The sequence below is a fragment of the Jutongia sp. SJQ-6 genome (assembly GCF_054161275.1).
Map to the genome: position 1 here is coordinate 114,440 of NZ_CP195314.1, position 16,800 is coordinate 131,239.

Sequence of the window (16,800 nt, forward strand, 5' to 3'; positions counted from 1 at the left end):
CACATCATGTTAGAGTTACCAAAATACAGTGAGGAGAGGACATATGGCAAGTAAGATCGAGGAGATACAGGGTAAAACGTTAGACAGAACAAAAACGGTTATTCATCATTTTATATTCCCGGATAATGAGGACATGGATTCTAATTACGCCCAGATCTATTTTCGCTGGACCAGACAGCAGCCGGAATGCAGACATGGAAAAGTTAGGATACCGGCCGATTGTTCGTTGTCGACGTGTTCCTTTTTTAATATCTTTCCGGCTGGAAAATGGAATAAATATGCGGATATTCACACTTATACATTTCAGATTTTATTGCGTGGATCGGCAAAGATTTATTTATGGGAGACCGGTTTTGATGAGGAAGAGGGGGTAGATCGTAAATTATTGGGGATGAAACGTACGATTTCCGATGAAACCAGATTATATGAATTTGGTTTTATGGCTGATGCACTGGATAATAATATATTTATTGTAATTGATGCGGAATCAGATTGTGAATTGTACGGTGGACAGGTTGTGGCAAGAACATGCTATGAGGCCAAACCGGTCAATCTTGCCATTGGAATATGTACATATCATCGGGAGGAAAGTGTGCGCACGATCCTTCAACAGATCTATACCACATTTTTTGAACAGAGTATTTTAGCGGATAACATAGGTGTATTTGTTGCGGACAATGGGGGTACGCTGACAGAAAGTGATTATCCGGACCGTGGTGTCAAAGTTATGAAAAATAAGAATGTCGGAGGGACCGGTGGCTTTGTGCGGTGTCTGTTGGAGGCGCTTGAGGATCCTAATAAAAAATGGACACATATATTGTTTTTGGATGATGATATCCGTTTGGAGCCGGAAAGCATTTATCGAACGTATATGCTATATTCTTTTATCCGACCGAATTTCCGCTGTAGTATACTTGGTGGATCGCTGATGCGAATGGATTATCCGTATATTCAGCATGCCAAAGGCGAAAGATGGATGTTTGACCATGTAGAATTCGGCAGAAACGGATTTAATCTTCTTTGTGAAGAAGATCTTATTGTCAATGAGTTGGAAAAAGATGTAGAATATAATGGTTGGTGGTATTGCGCAATGGTTTTAGAAAACAAAAAGAATGAACTTCCACTGCCATTTTTTATACATATTGATGATATAGAGTACGGAAGAAGGATGGGATGGCCGATCATGACGATGAATGGTATCGGGGTATGGCATGATTCCTTTGAGAATCGCAAACAGTCTGCGATGGAGTACTATGATATGCGTAACAGCTTGATTATGAATGCTTTATATGAACCACGTCGACCGGTAGAGGATACGTGTAAGCGTGTGTTCCGCCATTTGGTACATCAGATGCTCAAATATCGGTATGATGATCAGCTGCTGACATTGCGTGCGGTAGAAGATTTCTTGGAGGGACCGGAATATTTCAAGACACATGATCCGATCCTCGTGCATGAGGAAATCATGGAGATGGGCTACCATCCGAAAAATGTAGTCAAGAAGCTTTATGAAATGAAGGCAAGCAGAGATCCGATACGGAAGGAAGATCTGTACCGCAAGTACACGTTTTCGCTCAAACATAAGCTGACTTTGAATGGATGGCTGTTATTTGGCAAGAAGGAGTTGACGGCACTGCCAATGGGGTGTCATGCTACACATCTATATCGACTCAAAAATGTATTGTACTATGATCCGCAGAGTGGTAGTGGATTTACGGTAAAGCGTAAGAGAGGTATGGCATTTGTGACGCTGCTTCGTTATGCAAAGGTTGCTTGGAAACTAAAGAGAAAATACGAGGACACGGTTCAGGACTATGTGTTAAACAACGCAGAACTCTGTTCCAGTGATTTTTGGAAAAAATACCTGAGTATAGGTTAGAGAGGAATTATCATGCGGTTGTTTATAGCAAGAATACAGGGATTTATCAAATACAAAGACCTGATGGGACAATTGATCTCCCGAGATCTGAAACTCAAGTATCGTCGAAGCGTGCTGGGGTATTTATGGAGCATTTTGAATCCATTGTTTATCATGGTCATTATGGCAATCGTGTTTTCACATATGTTTCATCAGAAGAATATACCGAATTATCCCGTGTATTTAATGAGCGGACAAGTGTTATTTAATTTTATGAATATATCTACCCATCAGGCTCTTGGGGCAATTACCGGGAATGCAGCACTGCTTAAAAAGACGTATCTTCCGAAATATGTATTTACCGTCTCTAAGATCACCAGTGGATTAATAGACTGCATTTTTTCCTTTGGAGCGCTGCTGATCGTTATGTTATTTACAAAAGGACATTTTTCGTGGTACCTGCTGCTGTTCCCTATTGTAGTAGCACAGTTATATGTGTTCAATATTGGTCTGGGAATGTTGTTAAGCGCAGCAAACGTATTTTTCCGGGACATCCAGTATATTTATAATGCGATAACGACAGCATGGATGTATTTGACTCCAATGTTTTATCCGGTAGAGTATTTGCCGGATAAGCTGCACTGGCTAGTCGTTCATCTCAATCCAATGTATGCATATGTTACACAGCTTCGATGCCTGACTCTGTACGGAGTATTTCCGGATCCGCATATGGTGCTGTACGGATGCATTGATGCCTTCCTAATGCTGCTATTTGGAACATGGATCTTTACGAAAGGACAAGATCAGTTTATCCTATATATATAAAACACACACTTCACACCTCCAAAATTTGTTCAAGGACCACATAATAAGTAACTCATACTTCCCATACCGGAAGTTATTTCAAAACCACATATTGCTTATTATGTCAGCAACAAATAAACTATTTTGCAGCCGGTAGTCTGACTTGTTCTGCCGGCAGCGAACTAAGATAATTGCCGCAGAACGCAGAGTTTTTGGGTGATTTCTTATTTTGTTAAGTCTCTGATGAATACATGCCCGAAGGATTGTCTGAGATGTCCCGGTTTAGCAAGGTATCATCCATTTTTGGACGGGACGCTTTCGCTACGATGCGCTACGTCACGTTACTTAATGTCTCTGAAATACGAGACATAAGTAACGACGAGCGCAAAGTCCCTTTCAAAAATGATGATTACCTTGCTTCCGGGACTTTGAGTTTCCGAAGGGCATGCAAATCAGTCATCAGAGACGACAAAATCTAGAAATCACCAAAAACGTAAATGCGGCAAGGCAATTACTATAGTTCTCTGTCGGCAGAAACCACGATGTTGTGGCTGCAAAATTCTTAGTATTCTTTGACATAATAAGCAATATGTGGTTGTGAAGGATTTGAGGTATGGGAAGTTTGAGTAAGTAATATGTGGACATACGACCGATTGGGTGTGCGAAGGTTGTGTATAAAACGTCGGATAAAAAGGGGATAGGTTATGAGTGATGTAGTGATTGATGTGAAAAACGTTACGATACGTTTTAATATGGCATCGGAAAAGATTGACAATTTGAAAGAGTATTTTGTCAAATTGGTCAAGAGAGAGTTATTATTTCAGGAATTTTTGGCGGTAAAAGATGCGTCTTTTCAGGTGCATAAAGGAGAAGCATGGGGGTTGGTCGGTTCCAATGGATCGGGGAAGTCGACTCTTTTGAAGGCAATCTGTGGAGTGTTAAAGCCGTATAAAGGAGAAATTATCCGTAACGGGAATATTTCCCCGCTTTTGGAATTGGGAGCCGGGTTTGACCCGAATCTGACCGCTCGTGAGAATATTTTCCTGAATGGAACAATATTAGGACATTCAATGGAATATATGAGACAGCATTTCGATGAGATCGTGGAATTTGCGGAGTTAGAGAATTTTCTTGATGCGCCGATCAAAAATTTTTCTTCCGGAATGCGTGCAAGACTTGGTTTTGCGGTGGCAACGGTCGTAGACCCGGATATTTTGATCGTGGATGAGGTACTTGCTGTGGGGGATTATGCTTTCCAGCAAAAGTGCTTGAAGAGAATGTCAGAGATGTTAGACGGCGGAACAACACTGGTCTTTGTATCCCATTCGATCGATCAGGTTAAGAAATTATGCGATCACGCGGTTTGGATTAATAAAGGAACGATCATGCAGACAGGAGATGTCAATACGGTCTGCAACGCCTATATGGCATCACAAACCGTGAAAGCTTCCTCTCTCCAGCAATAGAAGATCAGCAATATCATGCTACACCAGAGACCGGCAAACATCAGATAGCTGCTGATCGACATATAAGGTACTTGCTGCTCTTGGTAAACCTGCAAAAACAGATCATAGGGAACATTTCCGGCGTCAAGGTGCAATGAGCCGGGATAGTTGCCAAGCGTTTTTGACAGCCGGTATCCGAAGAGGATCCCATCCCCCTTGGAGGCATCTGATGCAGAAATCTTTAGCTCATAACGTGTGTTTTTCTTTGGCTTCTGCACGGGAATAGAAAGCGTAATATAATTATCGGCTATGGCTGTGTGATCCAGCTTAGTTTGATATAACGTTTGGCCGTTTTGCAGCAAAGTCAGGGCATAGTTTGAATCTGTACCATTTGCCTTAGCACGGATCTTCAGTGTGTTAAACGCATGACGTGCATAAAATGTCTGTGAGATTGTTGAAATGTTTGTTTGCTCCATATTTATAAACCGTGAAAAATTCTCTGTATGAACATCTACAGAGTATTTTTTTTGTGTGACGGGCTGTACGGTAAAGGAGGAAAAGGCACATAACGTAAGGAAAATCGTGACAGACAGGCATATAAGCATTGTATGTCGTATGCGTTTGGCAGGTATTGCCCTGTGTAGGAACGACTGGGCGGTTTGCGCGCCATCCGCTGACAAACATAGCAGGATCGGGATAAAAGGAATGCTGTATTCTGCCTTTGCTTCCCAGAGAAGATAGAATACGATGCCGCCAAATACAGTAAGAACCACAGGAAATAGTGGATCCTCTAATCGTTTGCCGTGTTTGGACAATAGAGAGACCGCAGCAAGCAGCATTGTTGCAAGGCGAAAGGCCTGACAGTATACGATCATGAAATCTGTCTGTTCGCTGTCAAGCAGTGTTAATGGCTGGACTCGATCATTTTCGCCGGTGCGCAGAAAATAGCGGGCAGAACCGTCGCCCCATGTCACAGCAAGTTTGCGCAGGGTGTGTCTGGTAAGTCCGGAAATGCCATAGTCCATTAACCGTTCTTTGATCTTGCCAAGATTGGCGTGCACTTTTTGGGACTTCGTCTGAAAACTTTGCGTATACTGTTCGTCTTCGAGCTGAAAGGTTCCATCGGCTGACAATCCCATCATGAGCCAATGGGTGGCAGGAAAGTTGCCGGAACGTTCCGGGGCATAGTAGTGTGCGGTGTAACGGATGCCACAGAAACACAGGACCAAAAGAGCACAGAGACATATTCCGGAGATCACTTTGCAATATAATGGATGTTGGTTTGACTGCACCTGATGTTTGTGCTGAAAGAGCCTCCGAATGCTCAGGATCAACAGAAGGGCAATCGTCGGGATCAGAATGGTTGGGCGCAGGTAAAGACCAATAATACTGCATATTCCGATAGCCAGCCGGCAGAGCCATCGGTACACCGGTTGATGTGTGTGGCGTGATCTTGCATAGAGATATAGGATCCCTGTCATAAATGGCAGTGACCAGGTACAAGTGTAACTCCAGTGTATAAACAGATAGTTTAATGGGTTAAGTACGCACAGCAGTAAATACGTGGATGTAAGATCTTTGCGGCAGCAGTTGATGAAACGGTACCCAAACCAGATAGATACATCAATGAACAATACATTCAATATGCCGAAAGCGAGTATGTCATCAGATATCGATAGTAGGTTCAGTAATTTGTAAAAGACTACACACAAAGTCAGAAAGAAATAGTTGTTTCCATAATCAATAAAGTAGTGTGTTTGCGTATTATAGTTGATCTGTTGGTCGGTGCCATTCGCAATGGCGGCTGCCTGATCGCGAATAATATAGGCATCCGTGATCTGCACCGGATGTAATGCAAATAATACGATCATCTGCAAGGTAAAAAGTAATGCGACGAGCAGGATGGTCGTAGGATATTTGCTGCGGACAGAGTGATTTGTCAGTCGGTACCATGTGATGCTGCCGATCATCACAACGAAAGCGATCACCCACACGAAAATCTGCGGATGGTCAAATAGTTTGTAAAACTGTGTGGCGTGACTGTTTAAGGTCATGCCTGCACAGTAGCAGAGGATCGTGAGTAAACCAAGAAATAGAAGGCTTACAGCACGTGAAAAATAATAGTCGATATGTTTCATAATAACCGTCCATTCTTTAATAAATTTTTTTGCCCTGTCTGCGACGGATCCTATCGCGGACATCTTTACAGTACCAGGCGTACCCGCGGTAGATGGCACGGAAAGGCAGTGAGGATTTTTTCATGGAAATCTCGAGGTCTTTTGTATGAAAAGAGTTTCCACGCATCCAGTTTATGATCGTTTTGCAAGTGATCGGCGGAGCATATTCTTCGCTTTTTTCGCCAAGCGCGACAGAGTCCTTTAGGTTCGAGAAGACGTTCAGCAAGATGGGATCTGTCGTATCCGGGCTAAAGTAAGCAAGTCCGAAATTGTATAACAGTCTGCCAACGGTTTCCTCGTCTTGTAATTGTAAGGACAAAAAGTCATGGCAAAATGTCGGCAGATATGTTTCGAGTGCCGCATGCAGTCTGACATTGTTATTGTTCGGTGTAAGTACCGGTTTCCAGACATTCTCTGCACGTTCATAGCGTTGTACTGTTTCGTAGGGAACATTCGCAAAAATGCTCTCCACAAAAACAAGAGAATGCATATTGGAAGAATAGTTGTATCGAATGGAATGTCCTACCGTCGGGTAAATAGAGCGGACGTAATACATCGGCGTATCAATGGTATATCCGGCTGCTTCACTAAGAAGTCTGGTCAGACAGTCCTGTGTATAGCCACGGCCCCAGTATTCGATAAAAGCAAAGGATTCCTTAAAAGTAATCTCTTGTTGTAAATAAGCAATCACAGCGCTTCTTTTTTGAGCAGCTATTTGAAGTAAATAGTCTCGATAAGCGGAGCTGTTTTTCAGTATGCCACATATTTCCTGCATAAATTTGACGGAGTATCGTTTTGCATGTTTTACATAGCCAAGCTCCGGGAAGAAACGGTCGAAATCCGCCTCTGTAAGACATAGAGCTGATAACAGCCCGGTAAAGGACTGGATCCCCATCAGACTGCCGTATTCGCTAAAAAATTCTTCGTCAACATGATCAATAAAGGATGGGATCCGCCAAGCTTTTCTGGATCCGTAAATATATTTGGTGCGGATGGAATATCCCTTGGAGGCGATCACTTCATCTGCAATCTGTTTTAGATAATGTCCGTCACGGGAAATGAAATACAGTGTCCGGTAACCCTGCTTGACGGCATGCGATACGGCATGCACTACGTAAGGGACGAGATAGAGTGCCGCATAGCAATAGGCAAACTGCTCTTCCGGGGCGGGATGCATAAGGCGGAAAGATTGTATCTGCTTAGCAACACAGCGAAACTCATAGTGGCTGCTGTAATCTGCCAGACGTTTTTCATACAGCGTCCATTCCGGAACCGGTATCGGTGCAGTCTGTATGCCGAGCATTTCCGGCTGTACCTGATCAGCAAATCGGTTATCGCCGATATGGATCCACTTTTCGTAGCAGTAGTCAAGATCTGAATATACGTGCAAAAACAGTTTGCGGGTTGTCTTTTGATGTCCGACTTCACTGGATACATACAAAGGAAGCGTTGCTAATAGTGGATCTGCTTTCTGAAGCAGCTTTACGATCACTTCCTTAGGCAGATACATATCACTGATCAGAACAATGTCGTTTCCCTCTGCAATATATTTTTTGAGTAAGGAAATCTGTGGCACAAGCGGAATACCGGCTTCAAGTTCTCCTTCAATCTCCCATTGCATTAACTGATCTTTCTGCATATCGTCAAGACCATACAGTGCTGCCATGTGGTCAAAGATTTCTTTAAACTGAATCTCAAAATGATCATCGTTGCGCAGCAATACAGACTTTTTGTAGTATTCACGCACATTCTGCTCGCACTGCTGTCTGACGGCAGAATAATTTGTCAGCAGATATGACGGGAAGTCCATCGTGCCGGTGCACATTTTGCTTTGCACATAACTAAAAATCGTCGTTGGATAGAGGCACTTGCGCGAGATGAGTGTGTCAAATATATCAAAGCTGTACAGCGTTGGGAGCTGGCGCATCAAAGGAGTAAATTGAAGTGCGCGTTCTATAATGATCTCGCAGGCATTTTCGTTGGAATACGACCAAAATAAGTGGTTTAAGCGGTCGAGTTCTTCGGCCGGTGATTCCGTTAATGTTTGCAATGCCTGCAGCAACTGTTCAAAGTTCGTTGCGATCTCGCCACAGGTCATTTCTTTGACGTCAAATACAAAGTCGCGGAGATCTTCTTCATCACCGTTTAGATAGCGGATAAACTTTCGGACGCCGCGTGCCATAAAGTCATAAAACATGGAAGAATAGTCGATGATCGCCGCATCGACATCCTCAAAAATTTCATAAATATCGTTGGCATTATCCCAAAATAACAGGTTTGGGCAATGTTCATACTGTACTTTTACCTGTAGATATTCAGTATCTTTTTCTACTAAAGGATGCATTTTGAGAACCAGTAATATATTTTCTTCCTGTAAAACCTGCGTTAGTCTGCCCATATCCGGAATCGCAGCTTTGATAAAGTTTTCTTTGGCGTAATCTCTGTAGGTCGGTGCATAAACTACGATACGTGCATCGTCAGAAAGCCCTTTTATGGCACGTATATCGTGTTGATAAGTGCAGACCGGATCGGTTACGGTACAGCGTGGATAGCCGGCGCGGATCAACAATTCTTCATCAATGCCGCATTGTTCCATAAAGTGTTTCTCCATCAATTCCGAGGTCACTAAGAAGAGCTGCGCATTTTTGTAGATGCGGTTGTTGCGGATATATTTTTTGGCAATGCGTTCCTGTAGAAAGCCGCCGGTTACTTTTCGTTCAATACTTTTGCAGCCAACACCATGCCACAAATTGAGTATCGTGATCCCCTCTAATTCCGGCTGAAAAACTTCTTTACACATTTCGACGACATAAACTCCGGCTTCCTTCATAATAGTTTTGCCGGCGGTGGAATCAAAAAGGCAGGCCTCATAGCCGAGCCGTTTCACATAGTTCCTGACATCTTTGTGGTAGCACATCCATACAGTGCGAATGTCCGGGTGATGTCTGCGGATATATTCAAACAGCCATTTTGGATTGCCGCTGTAGCTGTTTCCGGCATTAAAGATCCATATGTGTTTATTTCTTGTCATGGTGTTTCCCTCCAGAGTTTTTCCTTGGTGTCATCGTATGTGTTAGTATCACATCCGTCAGTCGTTCGCAGGCGTGTCCTGTTTCAAAGGAGCCCATCTGCTCAAAATGTTTGTGATAGTTGTCTTTGTTGTCCCAAACAGCATATTTAGCCGGGATCTCCTGTAAAGAGCGGATCTTCGTGTAGGGCCAGTTTTGCGGCGAAACGAAAAATCCACGATCCGACTGCTCATAAGCTTTAATAATATCCTGTAAAACAAAAATCGGACGGTCGGTCAGCGCATAGTCCCACATACAGGACGAATAATCGGTAACTAACATTGCAGCTGCAAGGAGCAACGGCTGTATATCGTCGTAACGGTTGCCGTCGATAAAAAGTTCATTTGTTGTATCGCAAGAGGCCGGAGCAAAATGGTGTGTACGGTACATAAGTACCCATCGCTTGCCGGTTGTATTCGTAAGATCAGATAGGACCTGCTTCCAAGCGGTGATATTTGCCGTTAATGAAACCAGATCGTCTCTGTCCGGCAGATTTGCTGCAAAACTGGGCGCATATAGCAGGATCTGCGTGTCAGGGTCAAGATGATGAAATTCATAAACCTGTCGTAGTGCCATATCCGGGTCCTGCCAAAAAATATCATTGCGCGGACTGCCGATCTCCAAAAAACAAGCCGCAGGCAGATGGAACGCTTCGGTATAATTCGTCGTGCATTTACGGCAGGAGGAGACAAAATGATCCAGTCTGCCATACCATTTACGAAAATGTCGTGCCATTTCTTTACTTTCCGCACAGGTACTTATGCCTACCTTTTTGTAGGCACCGCCGCCGTGCCATGTGCTTATAAAGATCTGACCGGGCTTTTTGATCAGATTTTCATCGACCATATCGTTGGTAATAAAGATCTTTGTTCGGATAAAAGTTCGAAAATATTGGAAACTTCGTCTTCCGCATATACGAACGCCGGGAAGTTGTGGAAGGTTCTCCGGATATTCGGTAACCCAGATGAGATCCCACTGGCCGGGATGATTTGCTTCCAAATAGCGCAATAACGCACCGGGGTTACAGACATAACCACTGCGGTGGTGTGCATAGAGCATGATACGGTTCTTTTTTAGGGGAACCGTAAAATATAGAATATATTGACACATTCGTGCAATCCACATTTTTATCTTTAACAGCATACCGTTTGTTCGTACCCCTTTTTCCTTAATAATGTATTTAAAGTGTATCATACCAGATATGGAAAAGCAAAACGAAATTGTTCCCTTTTCAAAAATGATGAAATGCAGTATACTGTTCTTTGAAAGATTTGCATAATAGCAGCAGGCATATGGCAGATTCCGTGAATCTGCTGTTTTGGCATGCAGAATGGAGGACAACATGAACGTATTAGTGACAGGTGGAGCAGGCTACATTGGAAGTCATACGTGTGTGGAACTTTTGGAGGCAGGACACCAGGTGATCGTTCTTGACAACTTGTATAATGCCAGTGAAGAGGCATTAAACCGTGTTCGAGAGATTACCGGCAAACCGGTTAAGTTCTATAAGGGAGATATTGCAGATGCTCCGTTGTTAGAGAAGATCTTTGAGGAAGATAAACCGGATGTATGCATTCATTTTGCCGGCCTTAAAGCAGTGGGAGAATCCGTAGAGAAACCGTTAGAGTATTATCAGAATAACATTGCCGGAACGTTAAATCTGCTATTAGTGATGCGTAAATATAATATGAAAAATATGATCTTTTCTTCTTCGGCAACCGTATATGGTGATCCGGCGTTTGTGCCGATCACAGAGGAGTGTCCGAAGGGACAGTGTACCAATCCTTATGGCTGGACGAAATCGATGTTAGAGCAGATATTTATGGATCTGTATCGTGCGGATAATGACTGGAACATTATCCTGCTCCGTTATTTCAATCCGATCGGAGCACATAAGAGTGGTAAAATGGGAGAGAATCCAAATGGCATCCCGAACAATTTGATGCCTTATATTACACAGGTGGCAGCAGGCAAGAGAGAGAAACTTGGTGTTTTCGGCAACGATTATGATACACCGGACGGAACGGGAGTTCGTGATTATATCCATGTTGTAGATCTTGCCAAGGGTCATGTTAAAGCAATCGATAAGATCCAAGAAGATTGCGGTCTTAAGATTTATAATTTGGGAACCGGTGTCGGATACAGTGTATTAGATATTGTGCACAATTTTGAAAAAGCGACCGGCGTTAAGATCCCATATACGATCGAGCCGAGAAGAGCAGGTGATATCGCGACCTGTTATTGTGATCCGTCAAAGGCAGCTAAAGAGCTTGGCTGGAAAGCGGAGAACGGCATCGAGGAGATGTGTGCGGACTCCTGGAGATGGCAGTCAAATAATCCAAACGGTTATGATAAATAAAATCCAATCCGTGTGGACAGAAATGGAGAAATTATGAACGACAATGATCAATATTCTTTGCGTGGAAGAGTGTTTAATAAATTGAGGGAGGACATTCTTGCAGGGAATTATGAAGAGAACTGTGAACTGAAAGAAGCGGCGATCAGTAAAGAGTTGGGTGTTTCCAGAACACCGGTACGAGAGGCGCTTCGTCAATTGGAGTTAGAGGGCCTGGTTTCAATCATTCCGAATAAGGGGGCTTATGTCAAAGGTATTACAGCGAAAGATATTTATGACATTTATGTGATGCGCTCTTACTTGGAGGGACTTTGTGCCAAATGGGCTTGTGAGCATATTACGTTAGAGCAGTTGGAAGAGTTAGAGGAGATTGTTTATTTAAGCAAGTTCCATATTGAGAAAGAGCATTGGGATCAGATCTTTGAATTAGATAACCGTTTTCATCTGCTACTATATCAGGCATGCGGCAGTAAGGTATTAGAACATATTTTGACGGATTATCACCATTACGTAGAGCGAGTCCGTAAGAATACGCTGTCGTCCAGAGAGCGTGCCTCTAAGGCAGGCGAGGAGCATGGAGCTATTTTAGAAGCACTCAAGAAAAAGGATGAGGAGACGGCAGAACGTCTTGCCAATGAGCATATTTTCCGCTCCTTAGCCAATATTAAGCATCAGGGACTTGATAAACTAATGAAAAAGCACAGCTGATGAGCAACAAATACGAAGCAGGACAAAAAGGAAGGAGTTTATGAAGAAGTACGATCCATATAAAAGGCTGATCTTGTTTATAGCCTCATTCATAAATATTTTATTGCTCTGCCTCTTATTTGCTGCAGGCTGGTATCGTTATTATGCAGGTACGATGTATGTGATTACATTTTACCGTAGAGGACATTACGTGGTGATCGCCCTCTATGGTATGATGCTGTTATTCTTTTCTAATATGTATGGCAGCTTAAAGATTGGGCAGTATCGCCGAATCGAGGTATTATTGTCCCAATTTTTGAGTTTATTGCTAACGAATATCTTGTTTTATTTTATTATATCACTGTTAGCGTTTGGTTTTGTAAATCCGTTCGTTTTGTGCCTGATCATGGCAGCAGAGATGGTGGTGACAACACTTTGGAACTCGTTGGTGATCTATTTTTACAATTCGATTTTTCAACCCTGGAAATTACTGCTGATTTATGGTGAACGTTCCGCTAAGGATCTGATCTATAAGGTCGAGACGAGACGGGATAAATATGCTATTTATGATTCGATCAATATTGCGGAGGGGATGGAAGCGATCAAGCAGAAAATGCAGGACTTCCACGCTGTTATCATAGGCGATATTACGGCAGAGTGCCGTAATGATCTGCTAAAATACTGTTATATGTGCGAAAAAAGAGCGTACGTTGTACCTAAATTATCCGATCTGATCCTGATGGGGGCAGAGAGGATCCATGTCTTTGATACACCGTTCTTGTTGTCGCGGGGATATGCGTTAAGTTTTGACGAAAGACTGCTTAAGAGACTGTTAGATCTGGTATTGTCGTTTGTACTGTTGGTTGTGACCTCACCAATCCTGGTGCTCGTTAGTGCAGCTGTGAAGCTTTGCGATGGCGGGCCGGTCTTTTATCGACAAGTGCGTTGTACCAAAGATGATCAGTTGTTTACGATCATTAAGTTTCGAAGTATGGTGGTGGATGCAGAGAGCAGTGAAGGACCGGTACTTGCATCCAGGCATGATGACCGTGTTACGGTGGTGGGTCGTTTCTTACGGGCAAGCAGACTCGATGAACTTCCGCAGTTGTTTAATATTTTGAAGGGGGATATGTCCTTTGTGGGTCCAAGACCGGAACGGCCGGAGATGATACAGGCGTATGAGCGTGATATGCCGGAATTTCGCTTTCGAACCCGCGTAAAAGCAGGACTGACGGGATACGCACAGGTGTATGGCAAGTATAATACATCGCCATATGATAAGTTGAAATTGGATCTGTTTTATATTGAAAATTATTCTCTGTGGCAGGATATCAAGCTGATCCTTATGACATTGAAAACAGTATTGAAACCATCTGCTGCTGAGGGGGTTCCGGGAGAACAGCCGGATCCCGGGACACAGAGTGGAAGGACACCGGACAAAGGAGGAACAGGCAGATGAGTGCAAAGAGATCAAACCAAAAGGTTACACAGCAGAAATATCCGATGTTGTATTTGATTCCCTTGATCGCAGTATTAGCGGTCATTCCGGCATTATTATATGAATGTGATGTGAATACCGGTCTGACAAAATATAACTGGTATACCGGTTCGCAGACAACGATCGATTTCTTTTTGTATGTGAAAGCAATTTGGCTTTACGTGACCTTTGGTGTTATGTTGTTTCTGACGTTTTATATGGTTTTTAGCGAAGAAAAAAAGATATCATTACATAAAGCGTTTATGGCGCTCCTGGTCTATGGCGGTCTTTGCCTTGTGGCAGCCTGCTTGTCGGTGGACCGGGCAAGATCATTTCGGGGGATTTATGAACAATATGAATCAGTTTGGATGTTGTTAGGCTATGTACTGTTGACAATATATGCGTATGTTCATTTGCAGGAGGAGCGTGCAGTCAAAAGGCTGCTTCCGTGGTTTGTGGCCGGTATTGTTGTTTTGACAGCGTTTGGAGTGTGTCAGGCATTCGGCGTGGATCCGGTTGCGTGTAGGACATTTCAAAAGTTGTTTATCACCAATTCCGATCTGATCGGTCATGTGTCGCTTAAGTTTGGTAAAGGACGGACCTATATGACGCTGTACAATCCGAATTATGTAGGTTTTTATGGTGTATTGACGATCCCTTTGCTGATCGCACTGCTTGTCGTTGCACGAAAATGGTGGCATAAGATGGGATATGCCATTCTCATTGCAGGACTGTTCTTGTGCGTTTTTGCATCGCAGTCTCGTGCGGGAATTATTGCACTGGCAGCAGGTGGGATTTTGCTTGCACTGCTTTTGCGCAAATATCTGTTTCGGCGTTGGTATATCGCTGCCGGTGTGATCGCTCTGGGTGTGGCTGCCTTTGCGGGAGTTAATGCTTATAACCACAATGTGTTGATCACACGTATGCAGGGGATGTTTCAGGCAGAGCAGGAAAAGTACGCACTAACAGCGGTCGAGACGGATCGCGATGTGATTTTTACGATGAATGGACATGAGTTACATATGGCTTTGGAGGGAAAAGAAGCAGATGTCGGAGTTTTGCTTACCGATGAAAAGGGAACGAAAGTCACTGCCGGCCCGGCAGATGACTCTCAGGAACGGCAAGTAGATGATCCCCGTTTTCCTGTGCGTGTCGGAACGATATCCAAAGAGTCGTTTCATGGATTTTACGTCGTGACTTCGCGTAAAACGGTGGTAGATGGCAAAGAACAGAATGAACAAAAAAAGTGGATCTTTACAAATGAATTGGTTAAAAATGATAACCGATATTATGTTGTGGCGGGGGGAAATGCTTTGTTTCGTATGAAGAAAGCGAAAGAGGGATTCTCTTATTTGGAAAAACATTACTCGTTAGCGAATAATCGTGGATATATTTGGGCGAAAACCTGGAATCTGCTGAAAGCACATCCGCTCTTAGGAACGGGACCGGACACTTTTTTGATCGCGTTTCCAAACGATGACCTGGTCGGTCTGTATAATTCCGGACACAGCGGTGAAATGATCAGTAAACCGCACTGCCTGTATTTGCAGATTGCGGCTCAGACAGGGATCCCATCTCTGATCGCTTTTTTGACCTTTGTGTTATGGTATGTGGTATCCTCGATCCGTCTGTTTTGGAATGCTTCGATGCGTGGATATCTGCCGAAAATAGGTGCTGCACTTCTTGTCAGTGTGATCGGTTACCTGATCATGGGATTATCCAACGATTCCTGTATCGCAGTAGCCCCGATCTTTTTTGTGCTTCTTGGCATGGGAGTGGCCGTTAATCACACACTAAATGATCAGCAGGACACCGAGGTTGCGTAGCAGACCACTTTTAAGAAAATGATAACGTAAGATCAAATAACGTCTTGTAAACCAATTTGCGGATGGAAGACCGGCAAAGAGGGATACGAGGCGTTTTTGCGTCTCCGTCAGCTGATCGTTATAGATCGTCAAAAAGACTTCTGCCTGCTTACAAGTGTCATAGAGTACTTGTCGCTGTGCCGTCAGATGCTTTACACGGTTTGTGATATAATACGACCGGGAACTGCCGCCGACAACATTGCCGGTATGCTGGCGGTATAATAATAACGGTTCATCCAGATAAATAATGCGTCCAAATGCCGAGGCGATCAATGCGATCCACCAGTCATGCATACGAAGGCCGTCCGGTACCGTATCGGTTAGCTTATCGCGCAGCGCGCGGTTAAATAACATTGTACAGCCGATCAGTTTATTTTCCATCAATAAATGAGCCACATCTAAAGCATCTGTGTGGTAACCGCTCATCTGTTGGAAAGATGGATGCAACTGCTGCAGGGAATCATCGACAACACGAGCATCACCAAACAGAGCAATCGGAACATTTGGGGACTGTGCTTCCGCCAGCTTTACGGCTTCGACAGAATGAGCAATCTTTTCCGGAAGCCAGACATCATCCTGATCGCAGAACATATAATAATCTGCATCCACTTGCAGGCATCCGTTCAAGAAGTTATGGATCACGCCCTGATTCGTTACATTGCGGTGATAAAAGATCTTTGACGGATACTTATCTGTGTAGGATTGGATCACGGCCGCAGAACGGTCTGTAGAGCCGTCATCAAAGATGTGCAGAACAAAATCCTTTTCTGTATTGGAAAGCAGCGAATCAATCTGTTCATTCAGATAGGTTTCGCCATTATACACTGCCATTATAATTGCAATCATATGTTCATCTCCATTTCTGTATACTCCGGTCTGACGCATTTTGGCAGGCATCAAAGGCGGATATACACTGTTAAAATTATGCAAGAATAATGTAACAAATGATGGCGCTTCCGTCAAATCTTAGCATGGAAAGGCATGGAAATTAAAGCCTCAAACTTCCCATGCCGGAAGTTGTTGCATAACCACATATTGCTTATTATGTCAACGACTATATAGC

The 16,800-nt window shown here is 43.5% G+C and carries 11 protein-coding genes; 7 read left to right on the plus strand and 4 right to left on the minus strand.

The annotated features are described in order from the left end of the window. Positions 1 to 43: 43 nt before the first annotated feature. The 3 genes from ACSAJE_RS00540 (at position 44) to ACSAJE_RS00550 (ending at position 4,128) form a co-directional block, all read left to right on the plus strand. Complete coding sequence (locus ACSAJE_RS00540; protein ID WP_458009426.1) at positions 44 to 1,879, plus strand: hypothetical protein; 1,836 nt, start codon at positions 44 to 46, stop codon at positions 1,877 to 1,879. A 12-nt stretch (positions 1,880 to 1,891) separates the two neighbouring features. Further along, positions 1,892 to 2,683, plus strand: coding sequence for an ABC transporter permease (locus ACSAJE_RS00545; protein ID WP_458009427.1), 792 nt, complete (start codon positions 1,892 to 1,894; stop codon positions 2,681 to 2,683). Between the two features lie 683 nt (positions 2,684 to 3,366). Continuing rightward, positions 3,367 to 4,128 carry an ABC transporter ATP-binding protein gene (locus tag ACSAJE_RS00550; RefSeq protein WP_458009428.1) on the plus strand — a complete coding sequence of 254 codons (762 nt, stop codon included), beginning with the start codon at positions 3,367 to 3,369 and terminating at the stop codon, positions 4,126 to 4,128. Here the strand turns inward: ACSAJE_RS00550 and ACSAJE_RS00555 are convergent. From ACSAJE_RS00555 to ACSAJE_RS00565, 3 genes are read right to left on the minus strand one after another with little or no spacing between them, the layout of a single operon-like run. Then, entirely contained in the window at positions 4,083 to 6,245 is a 2,163-nt protein-coding gene (locus ACSAJE_RS00555; RefSeq protein ID WP_458009429.1) for a hypothetical protein, read from the minus strand. The genes ACSAJE_RS00550 and ACSAJE_RS00555 overlap by 46 nt on opposite strands. Positions 6,246 to 6,261: 16 nt before the next feature. Beyond that, a complete protein-coding gene (locus ACSAJE_RS00560) occupies positions 6,262 to 9,315 on the minus strand; it encodes a CDP-glycerol glycerophosphotransferase family protein (protein ID WP_458009430.1) in 3,054 nt (1,017 codons plus the stop codon). Beyond that, a complete protein-coding gene (locus ACSAJE_RS00565; protein WP_458009431.1) occupies positions 9,302 to 10,495 on the minus strand; it encodes a CDP-glycerol glycerophosphotransferase family protein in 1,194 nt (397 codons plus the stop codon). Before ACSAJE_RS00565 ends, ACSAJE_RS00560 begins: the two co-directional genes overlap by 14 nt. Positions 10,496 to 10,694: 199 nt before the next feature. Between ACSAJE_RS00565 and galE the strand changes: the two genes are divergently transcribed. From galE to ACSAJE_RS00585, 4 genes are read left to right on the plus strand one after another with little or no spacing between them, the layout of a single operon-like run. Beyond that, positions 10,695 to 11,711: a UDP-glucose 4-epimerase GalE gene (galE, locus tag ACSAJE_RS00570; protein ID WP_022025668.1), complete on the plus strand. Its 1,017-nt coding sequence runs from the start codon at positions 10,695 to 10,697 to the stop codon at positions 11,709 to 11,711. A gap of 33 nt (positions 11,712 to 11,744) precedes the next feature. Next, on the plus strand, positions 11,745 to 12,416 hold the full coding sequence (locus tag ACSAJE_RS00575) for a GntR family transcriptional regulator (RefSeq protein WP_118691500.1): 672 nt from the start codon (positions 11,745 to 11,747) through the stop codon (positions 12,414 to 12,416). 40 nt (positions 12,417 to 12,456) lie between these two features. Beyond that, entirely contained in the window at positions 12,457 to 13,854 is a 1,398-nt protein-coding gene (locus tag ACSAJE_RS00580; RefSeq protein WP_118507173.1) for an exopolysaccharide biosynthesis polyprenyl glycosylphosphotransferase, read from the plus strand. Further along, positions 13,851 to 15,698 carry an O-antigen ligase family protein gene (locus ACSAJE_RS00585; protein ID WP_458009432.1) on the plus strand — a complete coding sequence of 616 codons (1,848 nt, stop codon included), beginning with the start codon at positions 13,851 to 13,853 and terminating at the stop codon, positions 15,696 to 15,698. Before ACSAJE_RS00580 ends, ACSAJE_RS00585 begins: the two co-directional genes overlap by 4 nt. Here the strand turns inward: ACSAJE_RS00585 and ACSAJE_RS00590 are convergent. Beyond that, positions 15,666 to 16,583 carry a glycosyltransferase family 2 protein gene (locus ACSAJE_RS00590; protein WP_458009433.1) on the minus strand — a complete coding sequence of 306 codons (918 nt, stop codon included), beginning with the start codon at positions 16,581 to 16,583 and terminating at the stop codon, positions 15,666 to 15,668. The genes ACSAJE_RS00585 and ACSAJE_RS00590 overlap by 33 nt on opposite strands. Positions 16,584 to 16,800 lie beyond the last annotated feature (217 nt).